The sequence below is a fragment of the Immundisolibacter sp. genome (genome assembly GCF_041625615.1).
Taxonomy (GTDB): domain Bacteria; phylum Pseudomonadota; class Gammaproteobacteria; order Immundisolibacterales; family Immundisolibacteraceae; genus Immundisolibacter.
This window is the reverse complement of record NZ_JBFJTF010000058.1, coordinates 1-13366: the sequence shown is the minus strand read 5'-3', so window position 1 is coordinate 13366 and position 13366 is coordinate 1. Positions and strand designations below refer to the sequence as shown.

At 67.2% G+C, this 13366-nt stretch carries 15 protein-coding genes; 10 read left to right on the top strand and 5 right to left on the bottom strand.

All coding sequences use genetic code 11. From position 1 onward, the window contains the following. Entirely contained in the window at positions 1 to 855 is an 855-nt protein-coding gene (folD, locus tag ABYX71_RS06335; protein ID WP_372695662.1) for a bifunctional methylenetetrahydrofolate dehydrogenase/methenyltetrahydrofolate cyclohydrolase FolD, read from the bottom strand. A gap of 139 nt (positions 856 to 994) precedes the next feature. Here folD and ABYX71_RS06330 point away from each other — a divergent pair, with 139 nt between their 5' ends. Genes ABYX71_RS06330 through ABYX71_RS06295 form a run of 8 tightly spaced genes read left to right on the top strand, consistent with a single transcriptional unit; the run spans position 995 to position 7628 of the window. Next, a complete protein-coding gene (locus ABYX71_RS06330; RefSeq protein WP_372695661.1) occupies positions 995 to 1450 on the top strand; it encodes an SUF system Fe-S cluster assembly regulator in 456 nt (151 codons plus the stop codon). A gap of 19 nt (positions 1451 to 1469) precedes the next feature. Beyond that, complete coding sequence (gene sufB, locus ABYX71_RS06325) at positions 1470 to 2939, top strand: Fe-S cluster assembly protein SufB (RefSeq protein ID WP_372695660.1); 1470 nt, start codon at positions 1470 to 1472, stop codon at positions 2937 to 2939. Between the two features lie 29 nt (positions 2940 to 2968). Continuing rightward, the gene (sufC, locus tag ABYX71_RS06320; protein ID WP_372695664.1) at positions 2969 to 3724 is read left to right on the top strand and encodes a Fe-S cluster assembly ATPase SufC; all 756 of its coding nucleotides are present in this window, start codon (positions 2969 to 2971) and stop codon (positions 3722 to 3724) included. After that, entirely contained in the window at positions 3721 to 4989 is a 1269-nt protein-coding gene (sufD, locus tag ABYX71_RS06315; protein ID WP_372695659.1) for a Fe-S cluster assembly protein SufD, read from the top strand. The genes sufC and sufD overlap by 4 nt, the downstream gene beginning before the upstream one ends. Before the next feature lie 13 nt (positions 4990 to 5002). Then, a complete protein-coding gene (locus ABYX71_RS06310; protein WP_372695658.1) occupies positions 5003 to 6253 on the top strand; it encodes a SufS family cysteine desulfurase in 1251 nt (416 codons plus the stop codon). After that, complete coding sequence (sufU, locus tag ABYX71_RS06305) at positions 6253 to 6705, top strand: Fe-S cluster assembly sulfur transfer protein SufU (protein WP_372695663.1); 453 nt, start codon at positions 6253 to 6255, stop codon at positions 6703 to 6705. The genes ABYX71_RS06310 and sufU overlap by 1 nt, the downstream gene beginning before the upstream one ends. 37 nt (positions 6706 to 6742) lie before the next feature. Continuing rightward, positions 6743 to 7294, top strand: coding sequence for a putative Fe-S cluster assembly protein SufT (sufT, locus tag ABYX71_RS06300; RefSeq protein ID WP_372695657.1), 552 nt, complete (start codon positions 6743 to 6745; stop codon positions 7292 to 7294). 13 nt (positions 7295 to 7307) lie between these two features. Further along, positions 7308 to 7628: a HesB/IscA family protein gene (locus tag ABYX71_RS06295; protein WP_372695656.1), complete on the top strand. Its 321-nt coding sequence runs from the start codon at positions 7308 to 7310 to the stop codon at positions 7626 to 7628. Between the two features lie 12 nt (positions 7629 to 7640). Here the strand turns inward: ABYX71_RS06295 and ABYX71_RS06290 are convergent, their stop codons facing one another. The 4 genes from ABYX71_RS06290 to ABYX71_RS06275 are packed head-to-tail and all read right to left on the bottom strand — an operon-like array spanning position 7641 to position 11673. After that, complete coding sequence (locus ABYX71_RS06290; RefSeq protein ID WP_372695655.1) at positions 7641 to 8891, bottom strand: HlyC/CorC family transporter; 1251 nt, start codon at positions 8889 to 8891, stop codon at positions 7641 to 7643. Between the two features lie 24 nt (positions 8892 to 8915). Then, positions 8916 to 10148 carry a heme biosynthesis protein HemY gene (locus ABYX71_RS06285; protein ID WP_372695654.1) on the bottom strand — a complete coding sequence of 411 codons (1233 nt, stop codon included), beginning with the start codon at positions 10146 to 10148 and terminating at the stop codon, positions 8916 to 8918. Next, positions 10145 to 11164 (bottom strand): uroporphyrinogen-III C-methyltransferase, encoded by a 1020-nt coding sequence (locus ABYX71_RS06280; protein WP_372695653.1) that lies wholly within the window; start codon positions 11162 to 11164, stop codon positions 10145 to 10147. The genes ABYX71_RS06285 and ABYX71_RS06280 overlap by 4 nt, the downstream gene beginning before the upstream one ends. 8 nt (positions 11165 to 11172) lie before the next feature. Then, positions 11173 to 11673, bottom strand: a complete 501-nt coding sequence (locus ABYX71_RS06275) for an RNA pyrophosphohydrolase (protein WP_372695652.1) — start codon at positions 11671 to 11673, stop codon at positions 11173 to 11175. A 123-nt stretch (positions 11674 to 11796) separates the two neighbouring features. On the opposite strand from ABYX71_RS06275, the gene ABYX71_RS06270 reads away from it, so the two are divergent. Both ABYX71_RS06270 and ABYX71_RS06265 read left to right on the top strand, forming a co-directional pair. Further along, positions 11797 to 12465 (top strand): HAD family hydrolase, encoded by a 669-nt coding sequence (locus ABYX71_RS06270; RefSeq protein ID WP_372695651.1) that lies wholly within the window; start codon positions 11797 to 11799, stop codon positions 12463 to 12465. Positions 12466 to 12689: 224 nt separating this feature from the next. Then, a partial coding sequence (locus tag ABYX71_RS06265; protein WP_372695650.1) for an LPS-assembly protein LptD occupies positions 12690 to 13366 on the top strand: 677 nt, incomplete at its 3' end.

The following is a 13366-nucleotide window of genomic DNA, read 5'->3' as shown; positions in this document are numbered from 1 at the left end:
TCAGCCCGCCCGCGCCTGCGCGGCGGCCAGGGTGTTTTCCAGCAACAGCGCGATGGTCATCGGCCCCACGCCGCCAGGCACGGGGGTGATCCAGGCCGCGCGCTGACTGGCGACTTCGAAGTCCACGTCGCCGCGCAGGCTGCCATCGGCCAGGCGATTGATGCCAACGTCGATCACCGTGGCGCCGGGCGCCACCCAGTCACCCGGAATCAGGCCCGGCTTGCCGACCGCCACCAGCAGCAGTTCGGCCTGTCGCACATGCGCCTGCAAGTCACGCGTGAAACGGTGGCACACGGTCACCGTGGCGCCGGCCAGCAACAACTCCAGCGCCAACGGACGGCCGACGATGTTGGAGGCGCCCACCACCACCGCATGGCAGCCGCGCACCGGCAACGCATAGTGCTCGAGCAGGCGCATGATGCCGCGTGGCGTGCACGGCCGCAGGCCCGGCAGACGCTGCGCCAGACGACCGATGTTGTACGGATGAAAGCCGTCGACGTCCTTGGCCGGAGCGATGCGTTCGAGCACCACCTCCGGCCGGATGTGCGCCGGCAACGGCAGTTGCAGCAGGATGCCGTCCACCGCCGGGTCGGCGTTCAGGCTGTCGATCAGCGCCAGCAGGGCGTCCTGCGAGGTGTCAGCCGGCAGGTCGTGTCCGAACGAGCGTATGCCCACCTGCTCGCAGGCCCGGCGCTTGTTGCGCACGTACACCTGCGAGGCGGGATCCGCGCCGACCAGCAACACGGCCAGCCCGGGTTGCCGCCCGCGATCCTGGGTAAACGCTGCGATGCGGGCAGCCAGCGCGGTGCGCAGTTCGGCTGCCACGCGCTTGCCGTCGATGATGCGGGCTGGCATGGGTCGGATAGTGGCTGAAAAGGCGCGCCATCATCGCATGCGCGCCGATGGCGGCCAAGATGGCATAGGGCCGCTTGTTCGCCGATCTGAATCAGGACTAAAATGGTCCACAAACCCGCGCCTCCTACCCTCACGGACCATGTTGCGCGTCAGCAAACTCACCGATTACGCCACCGTCATCATGGGCCACCTGGCCGGTGCGACGGACCGCCTGCACAGCGCCGCCGAGGTGGCGCAAGGCACCGGCATTGCACTGCCGACCACCAGCAAGGTGCTCAAGGCACTGGTGCGGGCCGGCCTGCTGCGCTCGTTGCGCGGCCAGGGCGGTGGCTACGAACTGGCCCGTCCGGCCAGCGAAATCTCGGTGGCGCAGATCGTGCGCAGCTTCGAGGGGGCTGTGGGCCTTACCGAATGCGGCAGCAGCGAGGGCCTGTGCGAGCAGGAGTCGATCTGCTCGATCCGCGGCAACTGGCAGCGCATCAACCAGGTTGTGCTGGCGGCGCTCGAAAGCATGACCCTGGCAGAGATGATCCGCCCGGCGCCCATGCCGATCCGCGCCGTGCCACGCCGCCACAGCGCCTCGACGGCCGCCTGAAGCGATCAGGAACACACCCATGAACACCAGCACCGACATCGGCCACTTCCTGGAACGCGACTACCAGGCCGGCTTCATCACCGACATCGAAGCCGATGCCGTTCCACCCGGCCTGTCCGAGGACGTCATCCGGCTCATCTCGAGCAAGAAGGGCGAGCCCGAGTTCATGCTCAACTGGCGCCTGGAGGCTTACCGCCACTGGCTGAAGATGGCGCCGCCCACCTGGGCACACGTGGACCATCCGCCGGTCGATTTCCAGGACATCGTTTACTACTCGGCACCGAAGGCCAAGGACGACGCCCCCAAGAGCCTGGACGAAGTCGACCCGGAATTGCTGGCCACCTTCGAGAAGCTCGGCATCCCGCTGCACGAGCGGGCCGCCCTGGCCGGCGTGGCGGCGGAAGCCGGCCCCGGCGTGGCGGTGGACGCGGTGTTCGACAGCGTGTCGGTCACCACCACGTTCAAGAAGCGGCTGGCCGAGCACGGCGTCATCTTCTGCTCCTTCTCCGAGGCGGTGAAGGATCACCCCGAGCTGGTGCGCCAGTACCTGGGCAGCGTGGTGCCGCCGTCGGACAACTTCTATGCCGCCCTGAACGCCGCGGTGTTCACCGACGGCTCGTTCGTCTACATCCCCAAGGGCGTGCGCTGCCCGATGGAGCTGTCGACGTATTTCCGTATCAATGCCGCCAAGACCGGCCAGTTCGAGCGCACGCTGATCATCGCCGACGCCGGCAGTCACGTGTCGTACCTGGAGGGCTGCACCGCGCCCATGCGCGACGAGAACCAGCTGCACGCCGCCGTGGTGGAACTGGTGGCGCTGGAAGACGCACAGATCAAGTACTCGACGGTGCAGAACTGGTACCCCGGCGACGCCGAAGGGCGCGGCGGCATCTACAACTTCGTCACCAAGCGCGGCGACTGTCGCGGGCGCAACGCCAAGATTTCCTGGACCCAGGTGGAAACCGGCTCGGCGATCACCTGGAAATACCCGTCCTGCGTGCTGACCGGCGACAACTCGGTCGGCGAGTTCTACTCGGTGGCGCTGACCAACAACCGCCAGCAGGCCGACACCGGCACCAAGATGATCCACATCGGCCGCAACACGCGCAGCACCATCATTTCCAAGGGCATCTCGGCCGGCCGCGGCAGCAACGCCTACCGGGGCCTGGTCAAGATGCTGCGCGGCGCCGAGGGCGCACGCAACTACACCCAGTGCGATTCGCTGCTGATCGGCAGCCGCTGCGGCGCGCACACGTTTCCCTACATCGAGGTGCAGGAACCGAGCGCCACCGTCGAGCACGAGGCCACCACCTCGAAGATCGGCGAAGACCAGCTGTTCTACTGCCGCCAGCGCGGCATCGGCGAGGAAGAGGCCGTCTCGATGATCGTCAACGGCTTCTGCAAGGAAGTCTTCAAGGAACTGCCGATGGAATTCGCCGTCGAGGTGCAGCGCCTGTTGGGCGTCAGCCTCGAAGGCAGCGTCGGCTGACCCTCAAACCCGAGTTCATCATGCCTGCAATGCTAGAAATCAAAGGCCTGCGCGTCGCCGTCGACGGCAAGGAAATCCTGCGCGGTCTGGACCTGACCCTGAACGCCGGCGAGGTCCACGCCGTCATGGGACCAAACGGCTCCGGCAAGAGCACGCTGGCCAACGTTCTGGCCGGCCGTGACGGCTACGAAGTGCTGGCCGGCACCGTCACTTACCAGGGACAGGACCTGCTGGCGCAAGCGCCAGAGGAACGCGCCCGCGCCGGCGTGTTTCTCGGCTTCCAGTACCCGGTCGAGATCCCGGGGCTGTCGACGGCCGTGTTCCTGCGCGCGGCGGTCAACGCCCGGCGTCAACACCGTGGCGAGGAAGAGTTCGACGCCATGGACTTCCTTACCGTGGTCAAGGGCCGGATGAAGGAACTGGGCATCCGCGAGGACTTCCTGCAACGGGCCATCAACGAGGGCTTCTCCGGCGGCGAGAAGAAGCGTGCCGAAATCTTCCAGATGGCGTTGCTGGAACCGGAACTGGTGCTGCTCGACGAGATCGACTCCGGTCTCGACATCGACGCCCTGAAAATCGTCTCGGACGGCATCAACCGCCTGCGCGCCCCCGACCGGGCCATGCTCCTGGTCACCCACTACCGGCGCCTGCTCGACTACGTGCCGCCCGACCGCGTGCACGTGCTTTCGGGCGGACAGATCGTGCGCTCCGGTGGCCCCGAACTGGCCGGCGAACTGGAACAGAGCGGCTACGGCTGGCTGCACGAGGAGGCCGCCCCGGCATGAGCGCACTGGCTCACTGGCAGGCACAGCACGCGCGCCTACAGGCCGATACGCAGACGGCGCCCTGGCTGCGCGAGTTGCGCGCGTCCGCCTGGCAAAACTTCGAATCGCAGGGCCTGCCCGGACGGCGCGACGAGGACTGGAAATACACCCGCCTGGCCACCCTCGAACGGGCACAGCCGCAGGCCGCGGCCGCCCCGCAGGCGGCACCGGACGGACTGCCCGATGGCTGCCGGCTGGTGTTCGTGGGCGGCCGGCTGGTGGCTCCCTGGTCGCAGCTACCGACCGACGACGGCGTGCAGGTGGTGCGCCTGGCTGACGCACTGGCGACCGGCGGCGATGCGCTGCGCGGCCAGTTGCGGGTCGACGACGCCGCCGGCCCGGCACGGGTCTTTGCCACCCTCAACCAGGCACTGTTCGAGGACGGCATGTGGCTGCGCCTGGCGCCCGGCGCGCAACTGACGCAGCCGCTGCACATCGTGCACCTGGGCGGCGCCGACAACGCCTCGGCCCATCTGCGCCTGCTGCTGGAGCTCGGCGAACAGGCCGAGGCACTGGTGGTGGAGCACTACCTCGGCACCACCGACACCGCCTACCACGTCAACGTCCTGGCACAGGCACAGCTTGCCGCCGGCGCACGACTGCGGCATGTAAAAGTACTCCGCGAGGGCCCGGCGGCCGTCCACATCGGCGATCTTCGGGTGCACCTGGGCCGCGACGCCCGCTTCGACACCCACGCGCTGGCCGCCGGCGGCGGCCTGCTGCGACAGGACATCGACGTGCTGCTGCAGGCGCCGGGCGCCGAGTGCAGCCTGCGCGGCCTGTATACCGCCGGCAACGGCGAGCATGTCGACTTCCATACCCGCATCGACCACCAGGCCCCGCACTGCCGCAGCGAGGAGGTGTTCAAGGGTCTGGCCGGTGGCAACGGCCGCGCCGTGTTCAACGGCCGCGTGCACGTCCACCCCGGCGCCGAAAAGACCGACTCGGCCATGACCTGCGCCAACCTGCTGCTGTCGCGCAAGGCGGAAATCGATGCCAAGCCGGAACTCGAGATCTACGCCGATGACGTCAAGTGCAGCCACGGCGCCACGGTCGGCCAGCTCGACGAGGCGCAGCTGTTTTACCTGCGCACCCGCGGCATCGACGAGGCGACCGCCCGCGGCCTGCTGATGGCCGCCTTTGCGCGCGACGCGCTCAGCGGACTCGACCCGCGCCTCGAAGCGGCGATCGACAGGCTGCTCGAACCGCGCCTGGCGCAGCTGTGACGGACACGCACTCATGAATATCGCAACCTATGCCGCCCATCGGCAGGATTTCCCGGCCGCCCGCCTGCGCGCCGACTTCCCCATCCTCCAGCGCAGCGTGCGCGGGCACCCGCTCGCCTACCTGGACAATGCCGCCACCACCCAGAAGCCGCAGGCGGTCATCGACAGCGAATCGGCCTATTACCGCGAGATCAACGCCAACATCCACCGCGGCGTGCACTGGCTGTCCGAGCAGGCCACGCTCGCCCACGAGAACGCGCGCGAACGTGTACGGGAATTCATCAATGCCCGCGAGACGGCCGAAATCATGTTCGTGCGCGGCACCACGGAAGCCATCAACCTGGTCGCGCAGAGCTACGGCCGTGCCAACCTCGGCCCCGGCGACGAGATCCTGATCACCGGGCTCGAACACCACTCCAACATCGTGCCGTGGCAGCTGCTGTGCCAGCAGACCGGCGCCGTGCTGAAAGTCGCCGAAATCGACGACACCGGCACCGTGCGCATGGAACAGTTCGAACGCCTGCTCGGCGAACGGACCCGCCTGGTCGCCGTGGCGCACGTGTCGAACGCGCTCGGCACCATCAACCCGGTGCGCGAGATGATCGACCTGGCGCACGCCCGCGGCGTACCGGTACTGGTCGACGGCGCCCAGGCAGTGGCCCACACGCCGGTCGACGTGCAGGCGCTGGGTTGTGATTTCTATGCGTTTTCCGGACACAAGCTGTACGCGCCAACCGGCATCGGCGTGCTGTACGGCCGGCGCGCGCTGCTCGAGGCCATGCCGCCATGGCAGGGCGGCGGCGACATGATCCGCACCGTCAGCTTCCAGGGCAGCACCTGGAACGACCTGCCGCACAAGTTCGAGGCAGGCACGCCCCACATCGCCGGTGCCATCGGCCTGGGCGCGGCCATCACCTACATGCAACAGGTCGGCGTGCACAACGTCGCGGCCTACGAGCACGAGTTGCTGGACTACGGTACGCAGCTGCTGACGCAGATTCCGGGGCTTCGCATGATCGGCACGGCGCAGAACAAGGCAGGCATCCTGTCGTTCGTGGTCGACGGCCTGCACGCGCACGACCTCGGCACCGTGCTGGACAGTCAGGGCGTGGCCATCCGCGCGGGCCATCACTGCGCCATGCCCGTCATGGAGTACTTCGGCGTACCGGCCACCGCGCGTGCCTCGCTGGCCCTGTACAACACCCGAGAGGACCTGGACCGCCTGGCGCAGGCCCTGCACCAGGCCGTGGAGATGTTTTGCTGATGAGTGAGTTGCGCGAGCTGTATCAGGAACTGATCGTCGATCACAACAAGAACCCCCGCAACTACGGCGTGCTGGCCGATGCCAACCGCCGTGCCGAGGGCTACAACCCGCTGTGCGGCGACAAAGTCACCATCTATCTGCACCTCGACGACGATCAGGTCCGGGACGTGAGTTTCGAGGGCGCCGGCTGCGCCATCTCCATCGCCTCCGCGTCGCTGATGACGCAGGCGGTCAAAGGCAGGACAGTGGCCGAGGCCGAAGCCCTGTTCCAGGACTTCCACGCGCTTGTGACCGGCGAGAAGCCCGACTCGGAGCTGACCGAGCGCATTGGCAAGCTCGCGGTCCTGGCCGGCGTGCGCGAATTCCCGTCACGCGTGAAATGCGCCACGCTCGCCTGGCATACGATGCACAACGCGGCGCATGGTGAAGCCGCCCCAGCAAAAACCGAATGATGTCTTTTTTCTTCCCCCACATCGCGAGATCCGTGCCGTGAACGAACGCGAAACCGTCGTCCTGAGCCGCGACTGCAAGGCGCTGTTCGTGCCCCTCGGCATCCAGGTGAACGCCAAGCAAGGCACCGAGGTCACCATCCTGCAACAGCTCGGCGGCAGCTACACCGTGCTGCTGGAAGGACAGATGGCCCGCATCGATGCCAAGGACGCAGACGCCCTTGGCAAGACACGCGTGCCGCTGCCGTCCGAGAGCTTCACCGGCGCACCCACGCCTGAGGCCGTCGAGCAGCTGGTGTGGCAGCACCTTCGGACCTGTTACGACCCCGAAATCCCGGTGGACATCGTGGAACTGGGCCTTATCTACGGCTGCGAAGTACGAGAAACCGGGAAACAACGCTACCGCGTGGACGTCAAAATGACCCTGACCGCCCCTGGCTGCGGCATGGGTGACGTACTGGCCGAAGACGTCAAGGAAAAACTGCTGGCCATTCCCGGTGTCTCACAGGCCGACGTGGAGCTGGTGCTCGACCCACCATGGACGGTGGATATGATGAGCGAGGCGGCGCGTCTGCAAACCGGGATGATGTGAGGAGTCTCCAACCATGACCATTCGACTGACCGAAGCCGCTGCCCATCGGGTGGCACAGATCCTGGCCGATCAGCAGCCGCCACGGCTGCGTCTTGGCGTGCGCAAGAGTGGCTGCTCCGGCTACGCCTACGTGGTGGAGCCTGCGGGTCAGGTCAACGACGACGACGTGCAGTTCGACGACCAGGGCGTGCGTCTGGTGGTGTCGGCCGACGCGCTGCCGATACTCGACGGCATGGAGTTGGACTACCGCAAGGAAGGTCTCAACGAAGCCTTCAAGTTCAACAACCCCAACGTCAAGGAAAGCTGCGGCTGCGGCGAAAGCTTCAGCGTATGACGCTGTGGTGCGTCACGCGCCGCGCTTGAGCTTGGCGCCGATGCGCGCCACCTTCACCACATTGCCCTGGGTCTGCACGATCTCCACCGGATAGCCGCCCAACAACAGGCTCGTGGCCGGTGTCGGGATATCTTCCAGGTGTTCCAGAATGGCACCGTTGAGGGTCTTGGCCTCGGTCACCGGCAGATCCCAGCCCATGGTGCGGTTCAGTTCGCGCACCGAGGCGCTGCCGGCGACCAGGCACGAACCGTCCGACTGGGGATGCACATCGGCCATCAAGCTGGCGGAGCCGCCCGAGAATTCGCCGATGATCTCGCCCAGGATATCCTCGACCGTCACCAGCCCGACCGCATCGCCGTATTCGTTCACCACCAGGGCAAAGCGCTCGCGTTGCGCCTGGAACTGCAGCAACTGCTGCGTCAGGGGTGTGCCTTCCGGCACGTAGTAGGGCTCCTGCAGCAAGCCCTGCAGACGCTCCGGGTCGAACGTGGAATCGCCCAGCAGGTGCATCACACGCCGCAACGGCAACACACCCAGCAAATGATCCAGTGACCCGCGGCACACCGGCAAACGGCTGTGCGGGATGCTTCGCATCTGCTCGAGCAGTTCCGGCCATGGATCGTCGAGGTCGAGATAGCGCACCTCGTTGCGATGCACCATCACGTCCTCCACCACCACGCTTTCCAGATCCAGGATGCGCAGCAGCATGCCCCGGTGTCGCGGAGAGAAATGGTGGCCGGCCTCGAACAGCAGCGTGCGCAATTCTTCGCGGCCAAGCGAGTCCTGACGGGCGTCTTCCGGGCGTACGCCGAGCAGCCGCAACAGCCCGTTCGAAACGAAATTGACCGCCAGCACCAGCGGCAGCAGCACCGCCATCAGCGCCGACAGGTAATAGCCGGCGACGAACGCCAGCCGCTCGGGGTGCAGCGCTGCAAGCGTCTTGGGGGTGACCTCGCTGAAGATCAGCAGCACAACGGTCAACAAAGCGGCGCCGATGGCGATCCCCGCCTCACCCCACAAACGCAGCGCGATCAGCGTCGCAATCGACGACGCCAGGATGTTGACGAAGTTGTTCCCCAGCAACACGAGGCCGATCAACCGATCCGGCTGGCGCAACAGGGTTTCCACCCGCCGGGCACCCCCGTGCCCGGTACGCGCCAGATGCCGCAGCCGATACCGATTGATCGCCATCAACGCGGTTTCGCTGCCCGAAAACACCGCCGACAGCAGAATCAACAACACCAGTGCTGCGAACAGCAGCACTAAAGGGACATCGTCCAAGCCGGGTCAGGCCTCGCGCGGCAACAAGTGACCGCGATCATCCGCAGCCGGTGGATCGGCTGTCAAGACGGCGGGCGACGTGCGCAGGGCCAGGCGAAGCCCGGCCCGATACTGTTCGGCGGCAGGGGCCGCCTGGCCAAGCGCCTGCAACAGCTCGGCCAATTCGAGATGCCCCTCGGCGCTCGGCTCCAGGGCCAGGGCCGCCTCGAAGTACGCCTGCGCACGGCTCATCTGTCCTGCCTTGCGCCCGAGCCGGGCCAGGGCCAGCAGCAACGACGCATTTTCCGGATGCGCCTTCAGCCAGCCCTCGCCGCGCGCGAACTCCCGGGCCGGATCGCTACCGGCATAGCGCCCGAACTCGGCCACTGCCTCGGCCGACCAGTCGTCGTGCAACAACTCGGCAAGCTGTTCCTGTGCCGCGTCGTGCCGACCACAACGTCGCAAGGCGCGGGCGTAAGCCAGACGCACGCCACTGTCGCGGCGCAGGCGCCGCGACAACTGAGGCCACAACAGGTCCGGCACATCATCGACCGCCAGTTGCGCGCAGGCGCACTCGGCCTCCTGCATCGCCATGTGGGCGGCATCAATCAATCCGGCCTTGCGCAGGCGCGGCAAGACGTCGATCAGGGCCAGCCAGTCGCCGCTGCGCCGCGCCAATTGCGCCCTCAATTCCAGCACCTGCGGACTGTCATCGTCTGCCACGCTACTGAGCGTGGCGCGCGCACCGGTCAGGTCACCCGCCGCCAGTTGCGCCTGTGCCTGCAGGCGCGCGATCGCCGCCGCCGCGTTCGGCGCCGCGGCACGGGCCGCAGCAAACTCGCGCTCCCGCGTGACGTCATCGCCCCGTAACTGCGCCAGGCGTGCGAATGCAAGCGCGTACAGCTCCGGTGCCGCAGCCGCCCGTCGCCCGCGGGTCAACAGTTTGCGGGCCTTCCCCTCCCGCCCCTCGACCAGCGCCATGACGCCGGCCGCAAGATCGATTTCCGCCCGCTCCCGGCGCCGCAACTGGCGCTGCAAGCGCCGTCGCAGGAGCGCCTGTCGCGCCCGCGAGGCGGCACCCAGCAACCAATGCAGCACCCCGAACACCAACACCAGGACCACCAGCACCAACAACAGGCTTCGAATTTCCAGACGCCAGTCGGCCCACGCCAGCAACAGGTAGCCCGGCTGCCCGGCCACCAGGCCGGCCACCAACACACCAACCGCTGCGGCCAGCAGCAGCACCAGCAAACGCCTCATGAACGCCTGCCCACGGCACCCGCGCGCCGACGCAGGGCGTCCAGCTGCACGCTCAAATCCGTCAGATCGGGTAGCTGGGGTCGCAGTTCGGTGTCCGCCACGCGGCGTACGGCGGCCAGTGCCTTGGCCACCGGCGCCCCGTCCGTCTCAAGATACGCTTCCGCCCATACCTGCACGTCGGCGAGCTCACTGCGCAAAGCCGCCTGATTGCGTCGACGCAGCGCGTACTCGGCGGCCGCAAACTTGAGCGCGAGCTGCTGGCGCAGATAGCGCTGCTCGTCGGGTCGCAACAGGGGCTGCAAGGGCGCCCCGACCCGCTGCAGCACCACGACTTCACGCAGCTGCTGCCAGGCCTGCCCGAGCGCCGACCGCCAACCGGTTGCGGACGGCTCCCTGGCCGCGGATACCTGGCCAGGTTCGCGCAATGGCGCGTCCTTCAACACCCGCCCGGCCTCCGCCAACTCGCTGGCCAGGATGTCTGCATCCGGCACTTCGATATTACGCAGGCGACGCTGCGCACTGTCGATGGCCGCCCTCAGCCCGGCACTGCCCGGCACCGGCGCCAGACTCGCTCCGGCCAGCTCCAGGGCCAGCGCAGCGCGCTTCGGGTCGGCATCCAGCCGTGCTGCCCGCTGCGCGTTGCTCAGCAGATAGGCCGCCTCTGCAAGCGACCACTCCACAAGGCGTGCCGGCCCGACCTGCTCCAGGCGTGCCTCAAGGCCACGACTGCGCCCTTCAAGGGCCGCCAGGTCGTCGCTGACCGTCGCCTGCCAGGCCACGAGCGCATCAAGACGCTGCGCGGCGCGCTCCTCCGCGTGCGAAAACGCCGCCACCTGGAGCTGAAGCGGCTGCCAAAAGCGCACCCAGAAGACCCCCGCAGCCGCCGCGAAGACCACCAGCACAAGCGTCAACAGCAGCAGCCAGACGCGTCCACCGGAAGACTTCTTGCGCGCCGGCTGGACGCCCTCGGAGGTTTCGGCGGCCGGCGTCCCGTCGTCAGGTTGATTGATTTCCAAGGTGTAACTCAGGCACGTTGCTGAAGATGTTGGTCAGGCTGTACCGGCAACAGGCGGGCCAGTTCTTCCAGAGCCAGGCGGTATACATCACGCTTGAAACTGACGATCTGGGTCAGCGGCATCCAGTAGTCTACCCAGCGCCAGGCATCGAACTCGGGCGTACCGTCAGCGTCGAGACAGATCCGCTCATCGCCCGCCGTCAACCGCAGCAGAAACCACCGCTGCTTCTGACCGATGCACGGCGGTCGGTCGCGCCGCAGGTATCGCCGGGGGATCAGGTAGCGCAGCCAGTCGTGGGTGACCCCAAGCACCTCAACGTCTGCGCAGGTGAGACCCACCTCTTCACGCAACTCCCGAAACAGCGCCTGCTCGGGGGTCTCGTTGTACTTGATCCCGCCCTGTGGAAACTGCCAGGCTTTCTGACCGATACGCCGGCCCCAGAACACATTGCCGGCATCATTGACCAGGATGATGCCGACATTCGCCCGAAAGCCTTCTGCATCGATCATGGCGTATCCAATCCTCACCACCACTGCCCTGCCGCACCGGATCGCCAGTACACGGCGGGGCCGTCACGGCCTTGTAAACTTGGGGCGATGGTAGCATGCAGCCTGACCCCGGAGCGGCCCTCCATGGCCCGTACACTGGCCCTTTTCGACCTCGACAACACCCTGCTCACCGACGACAGCGATTACCTGTGGGGACGCTGCCTGGCGGACGCGGGCCTGGTGGACGGCCCCAGCTACGAGGCCGCCAACGCCCGATACTACGCACTGTACAAAGCCGGCGACCTGGACATCCACGCCTTTCTGGAATTCGCCCTGCGCCCTCTGCGCGAAGTGCCACTCGCCCGGCTGCTGGCGCTCCGGGAGCGCTTCGTGACCGAATGGATCGCGCCGCGCGTGGCACCGGACGCAGCGGCACTGATCGAACGCCACCGCCGCGACGGCCATCTACCGGTGATCATCACCGCCACGAACCGCTTCGTCACCGGCCCCATCGCCGCGCTGCTCGGCGTTCCGGCGCTGATCGCCACCGAACCCGAATGGCTGGCCACCGGCTTTTCCGGACGCGCCGTTGATCCGCCATGTTTCCGGGACGGCAAGGTGGCGCGCCTGCAATCCTGGCAGGAACGCTACGGTTACCAGAACGCCTACACGTACTTCTACAGCGACTCACACAATGACCTGCCGCTGCTCGAACGCGTCGACGCGCCCTGCGCAGTCGATGCAGACGAAGCGCTCAGCGCAGCGGCCGCCGCGCGCGGCTGGCCACATATCAGCCTGCGCGCAGCAGGCTGACGCGCCGCGCCGGAAGGTGCGTCTGCTATCATCGGCGCCGCTCGCGGGCGGCTGTTGGTCGCGTTCCGTGGGCAGGTAAAACAAGCCCGATTCCGTAGGCCCCGAGTTCCAGCGGGGACCTGCTTTCCGTCTGCGCCCCGGGGCCACCCTTGTTGCAAAAAGCGTATCTCCGAGTCCGTCACTGGCCGGTCCTGGCCGTCGCCAGCATCGCACTCACGGCCTCCGTGACCCAGGCCGCCGTTTCACAGCCGAGCGACGCCCAGTGTGGCAGCGCCTTCGAGTTCATCGGCCCCGATCCGGCGGTGGCGGCGCGCGCCAAGGCAAGCGGTCAGCCCATATACGTGGTGGCCGACTCCTCCGAGGCAGACCCTGACGGAAACATCGTGCTGCACGGGCAGGCAGCCATCGTCAAGGGCGATCGCCAGCTCAACGCCGACGAGGTCACCTTCAACCGCGACGACCAGGCGGCGGTCGCCACCGGTGCTGTGGTGTTCGGCGACAGCCGCATGATGCTCGAGGGCACCAGCCTGCAATACAACCTGGAGGCCGACCAGGGCACCATCGAGAACGCGAGCTATGCCCTGCGCGAGAAGCGTGCCCGCGGCCGGGCCACGCGCATCATTCGACGCGACGCCAGCCGCCATACCCTGGAAGGCGCCTTCTACACCACCTGCCCGCCCGGCAAGCGCGACTGGGCGCTGCGCGCCACCAAGGTCGACCTCGACTTCGACGACGGCCAGGGCTCGGCCCGCAACGTGGTCCTGGATTTCAAGGGCGTGCCTATTCTGTACAGCCCGTACTTCAGCTTTCCGCTGTCGGACGAGCGCAAGTCGGGCTTCCTGGCGCCGAGTGCCGGCAACTCGGACGAAACCGGTTTCGAGTTCCGGGCACCGTACTACCT

Coding starts and splice junctions, on each gene's coding strand:
- folD (WP_372695662.1), bottom strand. CDS start 855: ATGCCAGCCCGCATCATCGACGGCAAGCGCGTGGCAGCCGAACTGCGC.
- ABYX71_RS06330 (WP_372695661.1), top strand. CDS start 995: ATGTTGCGCGTCAGCAAACTCACCGATTACGCCACCGTCATCATGGGC.
- sufB (WP_372695660.1), top strand. CDS start 1,470: ATGAACACCAGCACCGACATCGGCCACTTCCTGGAACGCGACTACCAG.
- sufC (WP_372695664.1), top strand. CDS start 2,969: ATGCTAGAAATCAAAGGCCTGCGCGTCGCCGTCGACGGCAAGGAAATC.
- sufD (WP_372695659.1), top strand. CDS start 3,721: ATGAGCGCACTGGCTCACTGGCAGGCACAGCACGCGCGCCTACAGGCC.
- ABYX71_RS06310 (WP_372695658.1), top strand. CDS start 5,003: ATGAATATCGCAACCTATGCCGCCCATCGGCAGGATTTCCCGGCCGCC.
- sufU (WP_372695663.1), top strand. CDS start 6,253: ATGAGTGAGTTGCGCGAGCTGTATCAGGAACTGATCGTCGATCACAAC.
- ABYX71_RS06295 (WP_372695656.1), top strand. CDS start 7,308: ATGACCATTCGACTGACCGAAGCCGCTGCCCATCGGGTGGCACAGATC.
- ABYX71_RS06285 (WP_372695654.1), bottom strand. CDS start 10,148: ATGAGGCGTTTGCTGGTGCTGCTGCTGGCCGCAGCGGTTGGTGTGTTG.
- ABYX71_RS06275 (WP_372695652.1), bottom strand. CDS start 11,673: ATGATCGATGCAGAAGGCTTTCGGGCGAATGTCGGCATCATCCTGGTC.
- ABYX71_RS06270 (WP_372695651.1), top strand. CDS start 11,797: ATGGCCCGTACACTGGCCCTTTTCGACCTCGACAACACCCTGCTCACC.